The sequence below is a fragment of the Bradyrhizobium canariense genome (assembly GCF_018130465.1).
In the GTDB taxonomy this organism is placed as follows: Bacteria; Pseudomonadota; Alphaproteobacteria; order Rhizobiales; family Xanthobacteraceae; genus Bradyrhizobium; species Bradyrhizobium canariense_C.
The window spans coordinates 245,003-262,668 of sequence record NZ_JAFCKJ010000004.1 but is presented as its reverse complement, the minus strand read 5'-3'; the positions used below and the strand labels follow the sequence as shown (position 1 = coordinate 262,668).

The following is a 17,666-nucleotide window of genomic DNA, read 5'->3' as shown; positions in this document are numbered from 1 at the left end:
GGTGGGCGTTAGGCCTTTGGCAGCCAGTCGATGTCGGCGAAGCCGCGGTTGATGTAGCCGCCGTGCTCGGCGGAGGAGCCCTCGTAGCCGAACCGCGGCCAGACCTCCTTCTGGTTGTAGAGAGAGACGATGAGGTCGCCGCGCACCTTCTGGAAGAAGTCGCTCTGCTCGATCTCCTTCAACAGCACCACGCGGTCGGCTTCCCAGGGCACTTCAGCGTAAGCCACCTTGTGGCGATCACGCGCATTCTGATCGAGCCGTGTGATGCCGTCGCTGATCAGCGACTTGACTACGGGATCCTTCGCCGCCTTGCCGTCCCACGGCTTGATCGCGGTGATGTAGTAGCTGTCGCCGAGGACATCGTGCGGATAGATATCGCGCGCGACCTTCAGCAGCGTCTTCATCGTCGCGGGCGAAAGCGCGCTTGTCTCGTCAGCCCATGCGCCCTCGATGCTGACGGCGACGCTGGTCGCGACTGCCGCGACCGGTACGGCGGTCGCGGCGCCCTTGAGAAAGACGCGGCGGCTGTGCTTGCTTCGACGATCGACTTCTCTCATGGCATTCCTCCTTCGATTTTTGTGATTTGGTTTTTGTGGTTTGATCAGTTGAAACGTCCGCCGCGCTGGATCACCTCGATCTTGTAGCCGTCGGGATCACTGACGAAGAAGAAGCGCGCCAGCGTTTTGCCGTCGTGCTTGAAGTCGCGCAGCGGGCCCGGTGCGAGCTTCTCGCGCTCGAAGCGGGCATGTTCGGCATCGAGATCCTCGACCACCACGGCGAGATGACCGTAGCCGTCGCCAAGCGCATACGGCTCCTTGCGATCGAAATTGACCGTCAGCTCCACCTCGAAGGAGGAGGACGGGTGCCGCAGATAGATCAAGGCAAAGTCTGCGAACTTCAGATGGTCGGCGACCTCCAGGCCGAAGGCCCGCTTGTAGAAGTCGAGCGAGCGCGCCTCGTCGAGTGCGCGGATCATGGAATGGACCGGCTTCGCCATTCAGTTCTGCTCCCTGAGAAAAGCGATGATGGCGGCGCGCGTCTCCGGCTTCGCCTGCCGGTAGACCATGACCACGCCGGGAATCACGGCTTGCGGATTGGTCAGCCAGGCGTCGAGCTTCGTCTCGTCCCAGGCGAAGGCTGCTTTTGCGAGGGGCTCTGAATAGTGAAAGCCTTCGACCTTGCCGGCGGGCCGCCCGACGATCCCGACCAGCGGCGGACCCTGCCGCACCGGTTCTGACAGGTTCGTGGTGTGGCACACCGCGCATTGCTGCTTGAACAGTGTTGCGCCATCCGGCGGCTTTGCAGCCGGCAAGGGCATCTGCGCCTCGGCCACCCGCATCACCAGCACCATCGCGGTGCACAATCCCAGCACGATCGCGCGCATCGTCAAAAGTCCGCCCATCCACGTCAATTCAGCGTGCGCAAATTCTAGGCGCGGCAAAACATGCGGTGGTAGTAGCGGGCTGTTTCGCTGCGTGCGGAGATGCGCGCGGGGGGCGTTGTTCCGCGCTGCCGCATATGCGGAGGACAATTCCGCGAAACCGCCGTCAAATCCCTAAACGATCACCACACGAGGCAGATTGCATCGCGGTCGCGCCGTTCGATCTCGTAACGCGATGGACTGGTTTGGCTCAGGCGGACGGCGCATCAGGCCGCCGAACCGATCATCGCGAAAATCCAGGAGAAATGGATGAAGTTGGTGAAAACCTCTGCAATCGCATGCGCCGTCTCGGCCCTCATTGTGACACCCGTTCTCGCGCAAGGTACGTCGTCCGGCGCCAAGCCTGGCGGCACCGTGCAAAGCAAACCCATGCAGGGCAGCACGATGGGCAGCGGCGACGAGGAGATGAACGCCCAGCCGGGCGCGGCGGGCGAGACGACGGGCATGAAGCCGACGAAGGGCACCAGGGGCACGGTTGGCACCACGGGCAGTGCTGCGCACAAAGGGACCGCCGACGATTCCGCGACGGGCGGTGCGGCCACGGGCAAGCGCTACTAGCCCAAGCGCTACTAGCCAATCGAGTGAAACGGCAGAACTCCGGTCGCCCGGCGGCCGGAGTTCTTTTGCTGTGCCTGCTAGTCGTCGAAACCGCGCCCGCGCTTCGACTTGATGTCGCTGCGGTGCTTCTTGCCCTCGAGCCGACGCTGCTTGGAGCCAAAGGTCGGCTTTGTCGCGCGCCGCGGCTTAGGCCGGACCATGGCTTCGCCGAGCATCTCTGTAAGGCGATCGATCGCGTCCTGGCGGTTGCGCTCCTGGGTGCGGAAGCGTTGGGCCTGGATCACGATCACGCCGTCCTTGGTCATGCGCTGCCCTGCGAGCCGGGCAAGGCGCAATGCGGCATCCTCCGGCAGCGTCAGCTTGCGGGTGTCGAAGCGCAATTGCGCCGAGGTCGCGACCTTGTTGACGTTCTGTCCGCCCGGGCCGGAGGCGCGGACAAAGCCGATCTCGATGTCGTCCTCGTCGATGACGAGATCGCGGGATATCCGCAGCATGGTGGCACCATTCGTGATGCCCGGACATATCCCGGACGCCTACGTTCGGCAATGGCGCCCGAAATGCGAATGGCCGGGCGAGCCCGGCCATTTCAGGAAGCGTACGGAAGACGTCAGTTCGACTTCGTCGCCGGTGCGGCTGCCGGTTGTGCCGCGGCCTGTGGGGCGCGGCCGACGACGACGGTCAGGAGGCCCTGGGCCCAGAGGCGCTTTGCGGCCGCCTTGGCGTCGTCCATGGTGACCGCGTCGACAACGCCGTTGCGCTTCTCGATATAGTCGATCGGCAGCTTGTCCTGTTGATATTGAAGCAGCGCCTGCGCCAGCTTCGAGGAGGTGTCGAGCGCCAGCATCTGCGAGCCCTTGAGGTAGGACTTGGCCTCGTCGAGCTCCTTCTGCGTCGGGCCTTCCTCGGCGATCCGGCGCACTTCCTTGTCGATGGCGTCGATGGTGTCGCCTGCGCGGTCGGCGCGGGTGCCGGTATTGCCGATGAAAACCGCCGAATGCTCCATCCAGAGCAGCGATTCGAACACCGAATAGGCCAGCCCGCGCTTCTCGCGCACCTCGCGATAGAGCCGCGAGGACAACCCGCCGCCGCCGAGGATGTGGTTGACGACATAGGCCGCCATGAAGTTCGGATCGCTGCGCTTCACCCCGGGGCCGCCGAAGGTGATCACGGTCTGGGGTACGTCGAGCGTCACGAAGGCGCGTTGCGGCGGCTTGGCGGCTTCGACGTCGGGGACCGGCACAAGGTTGGCCTTGGCGGGCAGGCTGCCAAAAGTGTGGTCGAGCAGCTTGCCGAGCGTGGCAGGATCGACATCGCCAACCACCGCGATCTTCAGCGTGTCCTTGGCGAGCACGCGGCCGACATAATCCTTCATGTCGGCGACCGTGATGGTCGGCACGCTGTCGAGGTTGCCGTTGGTCTGCCGGCCGTAGGGATGATCGCCGAAGGCGACCTCCAGGAATTTGCGGCTCGCCAGCGAAGTCGGGTTGGTGGTCTCGCGGCGCAGGCCCGAGATCACCTGCGAGCGAATGCGTTCGACATCGGCGGTTTCGAAATGCGGCGAGGTCAGTGCGCTCCGCAGCAGGTCGAAGGCCTCGTCCTTGTTGTCGCGCAGCATGCGCAGGCTGCCGCGGAACGTGTCGCGGGTGGCGCTGAAGGAGAGCTCGATGGCGCGGCGGTCGAGCCGCTCATGGAAGGTCTTGGAATCGAGATCGCCGGAGCCTTCGTCGAGGAGATCGCCGACCAGGTTGGCGACGCCCGACTTGTCCTTGGGATCCTGTGCCGAGCCGCCGGCAAAGGAATATTCCATGGCGATCAGCGGCACGGTCGCATCCTGCACGAACCAGGCCTCGATGCCGCCCGGCGAGGTCAGATGCTGGATTTTCGCAGCCGCCTGCGACGGCGAGACGGTAGCGAGCGCGAGTGCCGCGCCGGTGACGACGGACAGTGCGAAGTGTCTTGTGCGGAGGAAGCGCCTGGCGCGAAGGAAGGGATAGGTCACGAACGCTTCTCCTCGCGCTTGGTGGTCGCGGTGTCCTTGATCAGATAGCCCGTCACCGAGCGCTTCTTCTCGAGCCACTTCTGCGCGACGGTGCGGACCTGCTCGGCGGTGACGGCGCGAATGCGGTCGGGCCAGCTCCGGATGTCCTCGACCGACAGGCCCGTGGTCAGCGCGCCGCCATACCAGCGCGCCAGCACCGCCTGGTTGTCCTGGGCGTAGATCGCCTCGGCGATGAGCTGGGTCTTGACCCGCTCGAGATCCTCGGCGCGGATCGGATTCTGCGCGATGTCCGCAATGACGCCGTCGACCACCTGCTCGACCTCGGCGAAGCTGACGCCGGATTTGGGCGAAGCCGAGATCGCGAACTGGGTCGGGTCGAGCGAGATGCTCGAATAGCTGGCGCTGGCGGAGACCGCGAGCGGCTTGTCGACCACGAGCGCGCGGTAGAGATAGGAATTGCTGCCGCTGCCCATCAGCTGCGCCAGCACGTCGAGGGCCGCGCTTTCGCCGGCAGCTGCCGTGGTCGCCGAGGGCACCAGGTAATAGCGCCGCAAGCTGGGCTGTTCGACGCGCGGATCGGCCAGGGTCACGGTGCGCGGTGCCGCGGGCTCCGGCTCCTGCGGGCGGACGCGGCGCGCCGGGATCGCGGGTTGGGCCGGGATGGAGCCGAAATTGCGCTCGACCAGCGGACGGATGTCCGCGGCCTCGACGTCGCCGGCGATCACCAGGATCGCGTTGTTCGGCGCATAGAAGCGGCGGTAGAAGGCGAGCGCATCCTCGCGATCGAGCTTCTCGATCTCCTGGTGCCAGCCGATCACCGGCCGGCCGTACGGATGATTGAGATAGAGCGCGGCCATGATCTGCTCGTTCAGCCGCGCGTCCGGGTTGTTGGCGACGCGCATGTTGTATTCTTCGAGCACGACGTCGCGCTCGGGCAGCACGTTCTCGTCCTTGAGGATCAGGCCGGTCATGCGGTCGGCCTCGAACTCCATCATGCTCGGCAATTGCTCGCGCGGCACGCGCTGGTAGTAGTTGGTGTAGTCGACCGAGGTCGAGGCGTTCTCGTTGCCGCCGACGCGGAGCACGGTCTGGGAGAACTCGCCGACCGGATGCTTCGATGTGCCCTTGAACATCAGGTGCTCGAGGAAGTGCGCGAGCCCGGACTTGCCCGGCGTTTCGTCCGCCGAGCCGACCTTGTACCAGATCATTTCCGTGACGACGGGCGTGCGGTGGTCTGGAATCACCACGACCTGCATGCCGTTATCGAGCGTGAAGCTGGCGGGCGGAGCCGATGTCACCGTGGTCTGGGCAAGGGATGCGCCGGCGGTCAGGACACTCGTCGAAAGCAGCGCGGCAAGGAGGCAGGCAGCCGATCGGTAAGAGGACATCATGATCCTTATGAAAGGCCGAGCCCGGAAGTCCGGCTCGGAGGCACGGCATCGTACACCGTGCGGCAAACGCTTCGCGTCACGAAGCAGAGAACTCAACTCGGGCGCAAGTTACTGATAAGCAATTTAAAGACCGCGTCCGGCGCGCACGAGCCGCCGGCGCCGGGTCCGCGTCTGTCGGGATATCGCAAAGGGGCAGGAGCGCTATTGTTCCTTGTCCTTGCCGGACATGATGTCGAAATAGGTCCGCCGCGTCTTGTCCTCTCCGGCGCCATAGGCGTAGCTCGGAGACGGCGTCTGGTAGCCCGGCGGCGGCTCGACCAGCGACTGGCGCGGCGGCTCGGTCGTGAATTGCTTGTTTTCAGAGCTGCCGCTGCCCTTCATCATGCCCCATAGACCACCGGTGAAACCGAGCTGGGCGGGGCTGAGCGACGGGTTGCCGTTGGTGCCCGGCTGAATAGGATCGTTGCTGGTGCGCTCGGGTGCGGCTGTCCTGCCGACCTCCATCTCGGCGGGCGACAACGCCCGGCCTGCCTGCCAGCTTTCCTGAGCCTTGTTGGCCTTCTTGCGCTGCGCAATGGCCTCCTTGCGGCGTCTCTCGTCAGGGTCCTTCGGCCAGTTCGGTGCGTTCTTGGCTTCGGTCCCGGCGGGCGGCGGCAGGTCAAGCTTGGGCGGTACCACCAGCGGCGACCGCTCGCGGTATTCGATACCCTTCTTCTCCATGCTCTTGGCGCCGATGCCCGACATCAGATTGTCGATCAGCTTCTCTTCGAAGGTCATGTCGTCGTCGTCCTCGCCGTCGTCACCGGCGCGGGCGGCGCCAGCCGACATGACGAGACCGATGCCGAGCGCGACAGCGGACAATTTCAACGCCCGCCAGAACCCCTGCCGGGGGTCTCCAACCATCGAACCGCTGGCCTTCGAGCTGCGCATCACTGTACCTGTTCCAAATTGTGGCAGTTTGCCGCTCTTGCGCGGCATAACCCCTCGCAAAAGCAAGGTTCCGCCTGCCGGTCCGTATCGGCCGGGATCAGGGCGCTTTTGCGGCGGGTACCCCCAGGAAGGAATCATACAATAGCGCCGCCACACCGGCAACGATGGCCACGTCCGCCAGATTGAACACGTACCAATTATAGGTATTTCCGCCGATCTCGATGTGGAACAGGGCGAAATCGACCACCGCGCCATAGGCCAGGCGGTCGATGCCATTGCCGATGGCGCCGCCGATGATCAGGCCGAGCGCGATGGTTGCCAGCAGGGTGTGCGAGCGGGCCATCCAGATCGCCAGCGCAACCACCGCGAGGACCTTGACCGCCATTAGCGCCAGCTGCGCCGCCTGACCGTCGTTCTGGAGCCAGCCGAAGCTGATGCCGATGTTCCAGGCCAGCACCAGGTCGAAGAACGGCGTCACGCTCACCGCGCCGCGACGGGCGAGGTCGAACACGTTCAGCAGCCAGAGCTTTGAGGCCTGGTCGGCCACGAGCGTGACCAGGGCCGCGAGGATGCCGGCGCGGAGCGGGGTCATGGCCGGGGGATCAGACCCCCACCCCCAACGCCTTCCATTCGCGCAGCGCCTTGGCGTCGCGCGGGGTGACGTCGGGATATTCGGAGTCTTCACCCACCGACGGCGAAATCTTCCAGGAGCGGGCGCATTTGGTGCCGACCGCCTTCTCCACCACGACAGCGACGCCCGGAACGGCATCGAGACGGAATGCCGAAGCCGGCGCCTCGCCCTCGCGCACCTCGTAGTTCGAGGTGATGCAGATCTCGGCGAGGTCGGTGTCGAACAGCGTCGCAAGCATGTCGCGGTCGGCGACATAGATGACCGGTGATGCCTCCAGCGACGAGCCGATGTTCTTGGCGGCGCGTTCGAGCTCCAGCGCACCGGTGACGACGCGGCGGACGTTGCGGATGGTCTCCCATTTCGCGGCCAACGCATTGTCGCGGTAACCGGCCAGATCATGCGGAAACGGCAGCATGTGCACGGAAGGGCATCCGCCGGGCCGATACATCAGCCAGGCTTCGTCGGCGGTAAAGCTGATGATCGGCGCCAGCCATTTCAGGATCGCGTCGCACAGGATATCGACCGTCGTGAGCGCCGCCTTGCGCGTCGACGACGACGGCGGGTCGCAGTACAGCGCGTCTTTCCGGATATCGAAGTAGAACGCCGACAGATCGGTGTTCATGAAATTCGACAGCGACGCGACCACGGTCTTGTAATCGAAGCTTTCGTAGGCCTCGCGCACCACGGCGTCGATCTCGCTCAGCCGGTGCAGCATCAGCCGTTCGAGTTCGGGCATCTCCGTTGCGGCAACCTGATCCTCTGGGCCGTAATGACCCAGTGTGCCGAGCATCCAGCGGATCGAGTTGCGCAGCTTGCGATAGGTCTCGATGGTGTTTTTCAGGATTTCCGGGCCGATGCGCTGATCGTCGGCATAGTCGGTGGCGCAGACCCACAGTCGCAAAATATCGGCGCCGGAGTCTTTCATAACCTTTTGCGGCTCGACGGTGTTACCGAGCGATTTCGACATCTTGCGGCCGTTCTCGTCGAGCGTGAAGCCGTGGGTCAGCACGATGTCATAGGGCGCGCGGCCGCGGGTGCCGGCGCTTTCAAGCAGCGAGGAATGGAACCAGCCGCGATGCTGGTCCGACCCTTCCAGATACATCACGGTATCGCTGCCGCCCTCGATCTTGCGGACGATATTGCCGAGATTGGGAAAATTCTGGCGGTCTTCCAGCACGAAGGCGTGGGTCGAGCCGGAATCGAACCAGACGTCGCAGATATCGTCGACTTTCTTCCAGTCCTCAGCCGCGCGGGATCCGAGGAAGCGTTCGCGCGCGCCGTCCATGTACCAGGCGTCGGCGCCTTCCTCCATGAAGGCTTCGGCGATGCGCTGATTGACGATTTCGTCCTGCAGGATCTCGGCCGAGCCGTCGCCCTTCTCGCGCACGAATACCGCGATCGGTACACCCCAGGCGCGCTGGCGCGAGATCACCCAGTCCGGCCGGCCCGCGATCATGCCTCTGATGCGGTTCTGTCCCGCCGGCGGCACCCATTGCGTGACCGAGATCGCATGGAGCGCGCGGGCGCGCAGCGTGTCGCCCTTTTTCGCGTGGCCATCCTCGCTGACGTCCTTGTCCATCGCGATGAACCATTGCGGCGTGTTGCGGAAGATCACCGGCTTCTTCGAGCGCCAGGAATGGGGGTACTGGTGCTTGAGGCGGCCGCGCGTCAGCAAATTGCCGGCCTCGATCAGGGCCTTGATCACCGCCTCGTTGGCGTCGCCTTTCTCACCCTTGTCGGTGATCACGCGCTTGCCGGTGAAGCCGGGAGCCTGCGCCGTATAGGCGCCGTTCTCGTCGACAGTGTAGGGGATCGCGGTCGGAATGCCGCGTGCGTCGAGCTCACGCGCATTCGCCATCCAGACATCGAAGTCCTCGCGGCCGTGGCCGGGCGCCGTGTGCACGAAGCCGGTGCCAGTGTCGTCAGTGACATGATCGCCAGCCAGCAAGGGCACGATAAAGTCGTAGCCGCCACTAACGCGACGCAAGGGATGGGCGCATTCGACGGCGTCCAGCGTATCGCCGGGAATGTCGCGCACCTTCTCATAGGCCGTGACGCGCGCCTGCTTGAACACCTCTGCGGCAAGGGCATCGGCCAGGATCAGGAGATCGCCGGTCTTCGCCCAATTGTCCGCGGCCGCATCCGTCACCTTGTAGAGGCCGTAGGCGATCTTCGGCGAGAACGAGATCGCGCGGTTGCCGGGCAGTGTCCAGGGCGTGGTGGTCCAGATCACGACCGAAGCATTGGCGAGCGCACCATGTGCCGGGGACGTGACGGGAAACTTCACCCACACCATGTCGGAGGTGTAGTCCTCGTACTCGACCTCGGCCTCGGCGAGCGCGGTCTTCTCGACCACGCTCCACATCACCGGCTTGGAGCCGCGGTACAGCGTACCGTTGGCGGCGAACTTCATCAGCTCGCGGGCGATCTGCGCTTCGGCGGGATAGCTCATCGTCTGATAGGGATGGTCCCAGTCGCCGATGATGCCGAGGCGCTTGAATTCCTCGCGCTGCACGTTGATCCAGTGTGTCGCATAGGCACGGCATTCCTTGCGGAATGCCACCATCGCGGCGGAGTCGCGGAAGTCGGGCTTCGGCTTGCCCTTGGAGCGATAGTTCTCCTCCTCGATCTTCCATTCGATCGGCAGGCCGTGGCAGTCCCAGCCGGGCACGTAGTTGGAGTCGAAGCCGAGCATCTGCTGGCTCTTGGTCACGACGTCCTTGAGGATCTTGTTCAGCGCGTGCCCGATATGGATGTTGCCGTTGGCATAGGGCGGGCCGTCATGCAGCACGAACTTGTCGCGGCCGCGGGCGCTCTCGCGCAGCTTCTCGTAGAGGCCGATCTCGTACCAGCGCTTGAGGATTTCCGGCTCGCGCTGCGGCAGGCCGGCGCGCATCGGGAATTCGGTCTGCGGCAGGAACAGGGTTTTGGAATAGTCTTTGGCTTCGGATTTTTGGGACTTTTGTGGCTTGTCGGACATGAGGCTGACTGGCTCGGAAGGGCGCGGGAACGGATGGCGATGCGGAATCGCGGGGTGAAACGACAACATCCCGGTCTTGCGCCGACCCGAAGGCTCAGGCGGAAGCCGGGCCGCTAATCCCTATGATGCGCCGCGCAAACATGGGCTCTCCATAGCAGGGGGCTAAGGGAAGCGCAAAAGGTTCGGCGGCCCGGTTTTCGGCCTCAGTCGATCGTCCCAAGCCTCGGAAATGCGTCCGGGGCGGCGGCGAGCATGGCGCGGGCGCGGGCGGAATCGTCGTCCATCTGGCGGATCAGGGCATCCAGGCCGTCGAATTTCAGCTCCTCGCGGATGAAGCCGATGAAGGCGCAGTCGAGCGTCTGTCCGTAAAGGTCGCCCTTGAAGTCGAACACGAAGATTTCCAGCAGCGGCGCGCCATTATCGAAGGTCGGGCGGCGGCCGAAGCTTGCCACGCCGTCCAGCCGCTCCGCGCCGCGGCCGACCCGCACCGCATAGATGCCGTGCTTGAGGCCGCAATTGGCGTCGAGGCGGATATTGGCGGTGGGATAACCGAGGTCGCGGCCGCGCTTCTCGCCGTGGATGACCTCGCCGGTGATGAACCAGGGCCCTCCGAGCATGGTCGTGGCCTCGTCGAGTTGGCCTTCGGCGAGCGCGATCCGGATCGCGCTGGAAGAGACCGGCCGCTCGTCGAAATCGACATGCGGCTGCACGTCGACCTCGATGCCGAGCCGGGGCGCCTCGTTGACGAGGAGGCTCGGCGAGCCGACCCGGCCCTTGCCGAAGTGGAAGTCGTAGCCGACGGCTATTCCCCCGATGCCCAGGCGCCCGATCAGGTCATGGTGAATGAAGTCTTGCGCGCTGGTCCCGGCGCGGGACTTGTCGAAGGTCATGACCACGGCGCCGGCAAGTCCGGTGCCGGCCAGAAGCCGCAGCTTGGCACGCTCGTCCGTCAGGCGGAATTGCGGGGTGTTGGGGCTGAAAAACCGGCGCGGATGCGGCTCGAAGGTCAATGCCAGCGCAGGGCGGCCATGCGTCCGGCCCATTTCCAGGGCTGCAGCGATCACCGCGCGATGGCCGAGATGAACGCCGTCGAAATTGCCCATGGCGACCACGGCACCCCTTGCAATGGCGGAGTCCGGCGTGGTGTCGCGGATAACGGTAAAATGCGGGGCCATCAGGGGAATTCTCGAGCCGGCGGGACCGGCCGGGACCGTGGCTCGACGGGCCGGATGAAGTCAAGCGGGAGGGGGCGGCCGCCTCGAATGCGATTTCAGTCCGCCGGGGGCGTCCCCAGTTAACGGGCTGTTTAACGCCTTGGTGCTAGTCCTTGAGCGTGGAACCGCCGGTCTCCGGCCTGGCAGGTCCGATCGTAATATTTCCTGGGTTTGCGTTGGGGGAGTCGAGATGGCGGTTGATTTGTCGATGTCGGTTCTGGTGGTGGATGACTACAGCACCATGATCCGTATCATCAGGAACCTCCTGAAGCAGCTTGGCTTCGAGAATATCGATGATGCCAGCGACGGTTCGGCAGCGCTGAACAAGATGCGCGGCAAGAAGTACGGGCTCGTGATTTCCGACTGGAACATGGAGCCGATGACGGGTTACGACCTGCTGCGCGAAGTGCGCGCGGATCCGAACCTCGCCACCACGCCCTTCATCATGATCACGGCCGAATCGAAGACCGAGAACGTGATCGCGGCCAAGAAGGCGGGCGTGAACAACTACATCGTCAAGCCGTTCAATGCCGCGACGCTGAAGACCAAGATCGAGGCGGTCTTCCCGGACATGGCGAGCGCGTAAGGCGCGATCGGAGCCATCAGTCGAATTCGGAAGGCCCGGGCGGTTGTCCCGGGCTTTCTGCGTCGGGTTCGTCATTCCGGCTTCGATGCTCCACATCAGCCGGGAACGACGATCAGCTCGCTACCACTTCAGTTCGCGCATCAGCGCCTTCGGCGGATGGCCGAACAATTCCAGCACCGAAGCCGGGTCGAGCTGGTCGAGACCCTCGAACTCCTCGGCATGGATGCCGCGGGTCACGAACAGGCAATCGATGCCGAACTCGCGCGCGCCGGTGAGGTCGGTCCGGACGGAATCGCCGATCGCGAGCACCTTTTTGCGGTCGATCGGGTGGCCCTGGCGTTCGCCCGCGAGCGCCATCGCGCGCTCGTAGATCGGCCGGTGCGGCTTGCCGTAGAAGATCACCTCGCCGCCGAGCTCGCGATAGAGCTCCGCGATCGCGCCGGCGCAATAGATCAGCCGGTCGCCGCGTTCCACCACGATGTCGGGGTTGGCACAAACCAGCGTCAGCTTGCGCTCGCGCGCCTTCAGCATCATGCCGCGATAGTCTTCCGCCGTCTCGGTCTCGTCGTCATAGAGGCCGGTGCAGACGATGTAATCTGCCTCCTCCAGCGGCGCGGTCACCGCATCGAGGCCGCGGTAGATCGAGTTGTCGCGCTCGGGGCCGAGCCAGAACATCTTGCGGCCGGGATGGTCGGCGACATAGAGCCGCGTCAGGTCGCCCGAAGACACGATCGCGTCATAGGTCTCGTCGGCGACGCCGAGCTTGCGCAATTGCCGCTGCACGGAGTCGGCCGGGCGCGGCGCGTTGGTGATCAGGATCACCGTACCGCCGCGGCTGCGATAGGTGTGCAGCGCCTCGCAGGCTTCGGGGAAGGATTCGAGGCCGTTATGGACCACGCCCCAGATGTCGCTGAGCACGACGTCGACGCCAGCCACGAGCTCGCGCAGGCTTTCGGCGAAATGCAGCGTGGTCATGATGCGTGCGGCCGATCAGATGCGCCGCGCGAGCGCCGCGCTGCCGGTGGTGATGCGTTGGGTTGGAGGCGCGGCAGACGTTGCGCCAGATGTCGCGCCTTGGCTGGGGGAAGCGGAGCCATTGGATCCCTGAATATCCTGCGCCTGGTTCGGCGAGGCCCCGCCGGTAGCAGATGACCCCTCCGGCCGCAATGGTCGGGGCGGCGCGAACAGAAACCCCTGGCCGAACCGCACGTCATAGTCGAGCAGGTCGATCACGGCGCGCTCGCCCTCGATCCGCTCGGCGATCAGATCGATGCCGAAGCGGCCGAGCAGATCGGAGAGGTCGGAAGGGTGGATGTCCGAGGTCGATGCCTGCCGGGGGTCGAGCAGGAGGGAGGCCGGCACCTTGATGAAGCGCACGCCGCGGTCGGCGAGCTCGCGCGGTTCGATGCGCAAATCCGTGACATGGTCGATCGAGAAACGGAAGCCACGCTGGGCGAGCGCGGCGAGATTCTCGGTCTCGGCCGGGCCGAGATTGCGGAAGGTCGATTGCTTGAACTCCAGCACCAGCGAGGGCGCCAGCGCCCGATTGGCTTCGAGGAAGTCGAGGTATTGCGCGAAGGTGGTGGAATTGCCGAGCGTGGAGGCCGCGACGTTGCAGAACACGCCGACCTCCTTGTTGCGTACCATCAGGCGTCGCAGCACCTGCACACAGCGCAGCATCACCATGTTGTCGATGCGCCCGATCAGGCCGGAGGCCTCCGCCAGGCTGATGAATTCCTCGGCCGCGACCAGCTGGTCACGCTCGTCGCGCAGGCGCGTCACGGCCTCGTAGAAGCGGACCTTGCGCTGTGGCAGCGTCACCATCGGCTGGAGGAAGATGTCGATGCGGTTCTCGTCGATCGCGTTGCGGAGCGTCGCCAGCAATTGGGTCTGGTTGCGGCCGTTGGCCGTCTGAACCGGATTGGCGGTCTGGGTCCGGATCGCCGGTGGTGCCGGCCGCGGCGGCGGTGCGGGAATTGGGGGAGGGGCAGCCGGCCGCTCCTCCTCGAACGGGGCCATCAGGTCGAGCGGCGCCTCCGGCTCCAGCCTCGCGACCGGAGCGGGGGCCGGCACCGGCGCGTTGCCAGCCAACAAATCCTCATGGGTCGACACGGTGGTGGCGAGTTGCCGGACCAATCCGCCGAGCTCGTTGATCTCCCCGACCACCGACTGGATACGGTCCGAGTTGGTCGAATTGGAGGAGGCGATGCGTCCCTCGACCGTGGCAAGCCGGCGGCCGAACTCGGCGACCTGGCGGGCGAGGTCGGCGGTGCCACGCGAAAGGTCGGCGATCTGGCCGCCGACGTCGCTGCGGTCGCGCAGTCGCATCGACACTGCGTTGTAGAGGATCAGGAAGGTCAGCGCCGTCAGCGCCACGATCGCGGATTCGGTTCCGCTGATGCCGGCGACCGCGTAGAGCGCGAGCCCGAGCGAGGCCGCGACCAGGACCATGCAGATGGCGATGAAGATCGTCGAAATACGAATCATGCCGCGCGTTACGCCTCAAGAGCTGACTGCCTCACCGGAAAAACACGGGTGACGTTTCGAACCCGTCACGCCTCATGCTCCCCCAAGCGGCATGACCTTAACATCATTGTTGATTCGAGGGGATAGCGGCCCAATCGCAGAGTCAGGATGGCGCCGCAGCGCCGACCGTGTCGGCCGAGACGGCCTCGCGGGTGCCAAGCGGCTTGGGCGCCCCGGTGGTCGTGTCGCGCAGGGTCTGCCGTTCGATCTCCGAGTTCAGCTCGGCCCCGAACATGATGACGATGGCCGACATCCACATCCACATCATCAAGCCGATCGCAGCGCCGAGCGAACCGTAGGTCGCGTTGTAATTGGCGAATTCGGACAGATAACAGGACAGCAGGGCGGAGCCGGCGATCCAGAGGATCGCGGCCGTCACCGCGCCGATGCTCAGCCATTGCCAGCGCGGCGCGTCGCGGCTGGGCGCGAAGCGGTAGAGGATGGCGAGCGCCGCCAGCAGGATGACGAGCAGCAGCGGCCATCGCGCCAGCGCGACGATCAGTTTGCTTTCGGGCGCGATGCCGAGATGGTTGAGCGCGAGCGGGAAGGCGACCACGGTGCCGACCATCACCAGGAGGGCCGCGATGCCGCCGATTGTGAAGGCCAGCGACGTCAGGTTCAGCTCGATGAAGCTGCGCTTCTCGCGTTCCTCATAGGCGACGTTGAGAGCATCGAAAATCGATTTGATGCCGGCGTTGGCGCTCCAGATCGCAAGCACGAGGCCGAACAGGAAGGTGGCGCCCAGGGCCGTATTGCCATTCGACACCACCCGCCCGACCTGGTCCTCGACGATCTGGAACGAGCCCTCGGGCAGCATCGTCGCCAACGTCTGCAGGTTGGAGCTGATCGTGGAGGGATCGGCGAACAGTCCGTAGGACGAGACGAGCGCCGTGACGGCCGGAAAGATCGCGAGCAGCCCGAAGAAAACGACGCCGCCGGCGGTCGCGAGCAGGCGATCGTCGTCGATGCGCTGATAGGTGCGCCAGAAGATGTCCTTCCAGCCTGACCAGGGGATCGCGAACGGGCTTTTCGAGCGGCGACCGTGTCCCGCCTGCATGGCTGCGCCCGTCGGGCTCGTTTCCGGCGAATTCGCCTCGCTGTTGCGATGGTCCTGCGGAGGCCCGGAGCGACCGAAGCCGGACTCCTTGAAGCCGGACTCCTGGAAGTAGCGTTCCGCGGTCAGCACGAAGACGGCCGTAGCGGCGACCAGCAACCAATTGTCGATCTGCCCGGTGTGCCGCGCCGGCATCTCAAGCGTCCAATCCGTGCCCGTGGCGCCGCCGGCGTGCAGCCGTGAAGCCCAGCAACCCGACGGCTGCGAGCATCAATCCGAGTTGCACGGGCCGGTTGGTCCGAGCCGGCAAAGCGCTGCCGCCATGGCCGCCTTCATGGCCGCGTTTATGGCCGTGTTCGCCCGGCGCGAGCGGTGCCAGCGGGATTGTCGTCGCGACCTCCTTCACCGCCTGCTTGACCGTTCCGCGCGGGATCCGCGGGGTGGCGATCGCAACGCGCATACGGCTGGCAAGCGGCACGATCGGCCTGTCACGACGTTTCATCTGAGCCAGAGCGACCCCGGCACAGGACGCGGCCAGCACCAGGAGCGCGGCCGCGACGGCACCAAAACCCCAGAATTGACCGTGGGTGATTGCGATCCAGCGATACAAGGCGATCAGGCCAACGAAGCAGGTTGCAACCAGGAATAACCCGGCCACCGCGAACAGTCCCGCCGCGACAGCGTAGGACGTCGCGCGTCCAGTGGCCTGGCTGGTGCGGTCCCGCAAATAGGACTGGGCGGCGCGCTTGAGATGGTTGAGCTTGAGCGCGACGCCGGCGCGCAGCAATTCGCCCGATGGCGCGAGCATGCGGATACCTCCGAGAGCGAGACATTGGTCGGGGGATGAACGTGGCGGTATTTGACTTGTTCCGACGAGGTCTGCCCGTCGTGATGGATCAGCCGAGATCGGCTGCCGCGATCCAGAACACTTCGCCCTCGGAGTCCTCGGTGTCGAGCCAGAGCAGCGGCAGTTCAGGAAAGGCCTCGTCGACGAGCTCGCGGCCGCGGCCGATCTCGCAGATCAGCCCACCATCCGGCGTCAGGTGTTCCGGCGCATCGCGCAGGATCCGGCGCACCACGTCGAGACCGTCGGCGCCGCCGTCGAAGGCGAGCTTCGGCTCGGCCCGGCACTCCGGCGGCAGCGCCGCCATGCCTTCGGCGTCGACATAAGGCGGGTTGGTGATGATCAGGTCGTATTTTGAGTCACCGAGCGGGGCGAACAGGTCACCGCGATGCAGGCTGATCCGGTCATCGAGCCCGTATTCGCCGACATTTCGTCTGGCGACGTCGATCGCGCCCTTCGAGATATCGACGGCGTCTATCGCGGCGTTCGGAAAATGATGCGCGGCGAGGATCGCGAGGCATCCCGATCCCGTGCAGAGATCGAGCACGCGCTCGACGGCGGCGGGATCGTCGATCAGCGAGCCGACTTCGCCGTCGCCGCCGAAATGCGACTCCAGCAGCTCGCCGATGAAGGAGCGGGGAACGATGACGCGCTCGTCGACATAGAACGGCAGGCCGCGCATGTAGATCTTGTTGACGAGATAGGCGGCCGGTTTTCGCGTGGTGACGCGCTGATGGATGAGATCGACGATGGTCTTGCCCTCGGCGGCCGTGACGCGCGCGTTGGCAAAAATCTCGAACTGCTCGGGATGCAGATGCAGGGCTTCACAGACAAGGAAGGCCGCTTCCGCGACCGGATCGGGCGTGCCATGGGCAAAGGCGAGCTTGGCCTCATTGAAGCGGCTCACCGCATAGCGGACGAAATCGATCAGCGTGAGAAGCTCGCCGCGGCCCACTTTCGCGAGCTTTGGCGCGGCGCGGCCGCGCACGGTCTTTTTGGATGTTGTTGCCATCAGGGTCGGGTCCAGCGTGCGGCGGCTTCGTCGTCGCGGGCCTGGGCCTCGACCCAGCCGGTGCCGGTGGCGCTCTCTTCCTTCTTCCAGAACGGCGCGTTGGTCTTGAGATAATCCATCAGGAACTCGGCTGCCTGGAATGCTGCCTGGCGGTGCTGCGAGGCGGTCAGCACCAGCACGATGTTCTGGCCCGGCATGAACCGGCCGACGCGATGGATCACGGTGACGCCGTTGAGAGGCCAGCGCGAAATGGCCTCGTCGGCATGGCGCCTGATCTCTTCCTCCGCCATGTCAGGATAATGCTCGAGCGTGAGGGCGGCGATCTTCGCGCTGTCCTCGTCGGCGCGGCAGATGCCGGAAAAGCTCACGACCGCACCGATGTCGGTGCGGCTCCCGGTCAGCACCGCGATCTCGCGCGCGATGTCGAAATCGTCTTGCTGGATACGGATGGTGACGGGGCAGGCGGTGGCGGGAAAGGCGGTGACGGGAAAGGTCATGGC

The 17,666-nt window shown here is 65.1% G+C and carries 18 protein-coding genes; 2 read left to right on the top strand and 16 right to left on the bottom strand.

The annotated features are described in order from the left end of the window. Positions 1-8: 8 nt before the first annotated feature. Genes JQ591_RS14580 through JQ591_RS14570 form a run of 3 tightly spaced genes read right to left on the bottom strand, consistent with a single transcriptional unit; the run spans position 9 to position 1,384 of the window. Positions 9-557, bottom strand: a complete 549-nt coding sequence (locus JQ591_RS14580) for a gluconate 2-dehydrogenase subunit 3 family protein (protein WP_211396689.1) — start codon at positions 555-557, stop codon at positions 9-11. Positions 558-601: 44 nt separating this feature from the next. After that, positions 602-997, bottom strand: a complete 396-nt coding sequence (locus JQ591_RS14575) for a VOC family protein (protein WP_211396688.1) — start codon at positions 995-997, stop codon at positions 602-604. Further along, entirely contained in the window at positions 998-1,384 is a 387-nt protein-coding gene (locus tag JQ591_RS14570; protein WP_211396904.1) for a c-type cytochrome, read from the bottom strand. Positions 1,385-1,690: 306 nt separating this feature from the next. Between JQ591_RS14570 and JQ591_RS14565 the strand changes: the two genes are divergently transcribed. After that, positions 1,691-1,999, top strand: a complete 309-nt coding sequence (locus tag JQ591_RS14565; RefSeq protein WP_211396687.1) for a hypothetical protein — start codon at positions 1,691-1,693, stop codon at positions 1,997-1,999. A gap of 77 nt (positions 2,000-2,076) precedes the next feature. Here the strand turns inward: JQ591_RS14565 and arfB are convergent, their stop codons facing one another. The 7 genes from arfB to JQ591_RS14530 all read right to left on the bottom strand — a co-directional run bounded on the left by arfB (position 2,077) and on the right by JQ591_RS14530 (position 11,105). After that, on the bottom strand, positions 2,077-2,493 hold the full coding sequence (gene arfB, locus JQ591_RS14560; RefSeq protein WP_211396686.1) for an alternative ribosome rescue aminoacyl-tRNA hydrolase ArfB: 417 nt from the start codon (positions 2,491-2,493) through the stop codon (positions 2,077-2,079). A 113-nt stretch (positions 2,494-2,606) separates the two neighbouring features. After that, on the bottom strand, positions 2,607-3,998 hold the full coding sequence (locus JQ591_RS14555) for a M16 family metallopeptidase (protein ID WP_433995205.1): 1,392 nt from the start codon (positions 3,996-3,998) through the stop codon (positions 2,607-2,609). Then, positions 3,995-5,389, bottom strand: coding sequence for a M16 family metallopeptidase (locus tag JQ591_RS14550; protein WP_433995204.1), 1,395 nt, complete (start codon positions 5,387-5,389; stop codon positions 3,995-3,997). The genes JQ591_RS14555 and JQ591_RS14550 overlap by 4 nt, the downstream gene beginning before the upstream one ends. A 201-nt stretch (positions 5,390-5,590) precedes the next feature. Next, a complete protein-coding gene (locus JQ591_RS14545) occupies positions 5,591-6,319 on the bottom strand; it encodes a hypothetical protein (protein ID WP_211396685.1) in 729 nt (242 codons plus the stop codon). A 97-nt stretch (positions 6,320-6,416) separates the two neighbouring features. Next, the gene (gene lspA, locus JQ591_RS14540) at positions 6,417-6,911 is read right to left on the bottom strand and encodes a signal peptidase II (RefSeq protein ID WP_211396684.1); all 495 of its coding nucleotides are present in this window, start codon (positions 6,909-6,911) and stop codon (positions 6,417-6,419) included. Between the two features lie 10 nt (positions 6,912-6,921). After that, positions 6,922-9,930: an isoleucine--tRNA ligase gene (gene ileS / locus JQ591_RS14535; RefSeq protein WP_211396683.1), complete on the bottom strand. Its 3,009-nt coding sequence runs from the start codon at positions 9,928-9,930 to the stop codon at positions 6,922-6,924. Positions 9,931-10,133: 203 nt separating this feature from the next. Next, positions 10,134-11,105 carry a bifunctional riboflavin kinase/FAD synthetase gene (locus JQ591_RS14530; RefSeq protein WP_211396682.1) on the bottom strand — a complete coding sequence of 324 codons (972 nt, stop codon included), beginning with the start codon at positions 11,103-11,105 and terminating at the stop codon, positions 10,134-10,136. A 229-nt stretch (positions 11,106-11,334) separates the two neighbouring features. Between JQ591_RS14530 and JQ591_RS14525 the strand changes: the two genes are divergently transcribed. Continuing rightward, entirely contained in the window at positions 11,335-11,730 is a 396-nt protein-coding gene (locus JQ591_RS14525) for a response regulator (RefSeq protein WP_007596883.1), read from the top strand. Between the two features lie 120 nt (positions 11,731-11,850). Here the strand turns inward: JQ591_RS14525 and JQ591_RS14520 are convergent, their stop codons facing one another. From JQ591_RS14520 to JQ591_RS14495, 6 genes are all read right to left on the bottom strand, one after another. Then, entirely contained in the window at positions 11,851-12,705 is an 855-nt protein-coding gene (locus JQ591_RS14520) for a TIGR01459 family HAD-type hydrolase (protein WP_211396681.1), read from the bottom strand. A gap of 15 nt (positions 12,706-12,720) precedes the next feature. Further along, entirely contained in the window at positions 12,721-14,217 is a 1,497-nt protein-coding gene (locus JQ591_RS14515) for an EAL domain-containing protein (protein ID WP_211396680.1), read from the bottom strand. A 142-nt stretch (positions 14,218-14,359) separates the two neighbouring features. Next, the gene (locus tag JQ591_RS14510) at positions 14,360-15,505 is read right to left on the bottom strand and encodes a YihY/virulence factor BrkB family protein (RefSeq protein ID WP_211396679.1); all 1,146 of its coding nucleotides are present in this window, start codon (positions 15,503-15,505) and stop codon (positions 14,360-14,362) included. 1 nt (position 15,506) lies between these two features. Continuing rightward, on the bottom strand, positions 15,507-16,118 hold the full coding sequence (locus tag JQ591_RS14505; protein WP_211396678.1) for a phage holin family protein: 612 nt from the start codon (positions 16,116-16,118) through the stop codon (positions 15,507-15,509). 88 nt (positions 16,119-16,206) lie between these two features. After that, complete coding sequence (gene prmB / locus JQ591_RS14500) at positions 16,207-17,166, bottom strand: 50S ribosomal protein L3 N(5)-glutamine methyltransferase (protein WP_211396677.1); 960 nt, start codon at positions 17,164-17,166, stop codon at positions 16,207-16,209. Beyond that, positions 17,166-17,663, bottom strand: a complete 498-nt coding sequence (locus JQ591_RS14495) for a molybdenum cofactor biosynthesis protein MoaE (RefSeq protein ID WP_211396676.1) — start codon at positions 17,661-17,663, stop codon at positions 17,166-17,168. Before JQ591_RS14495 ends, prmB begins: the two co-directional genes overlap by 1 nt. Positions 17,664-17,666 lie beyond the last annotated feature (3 nt).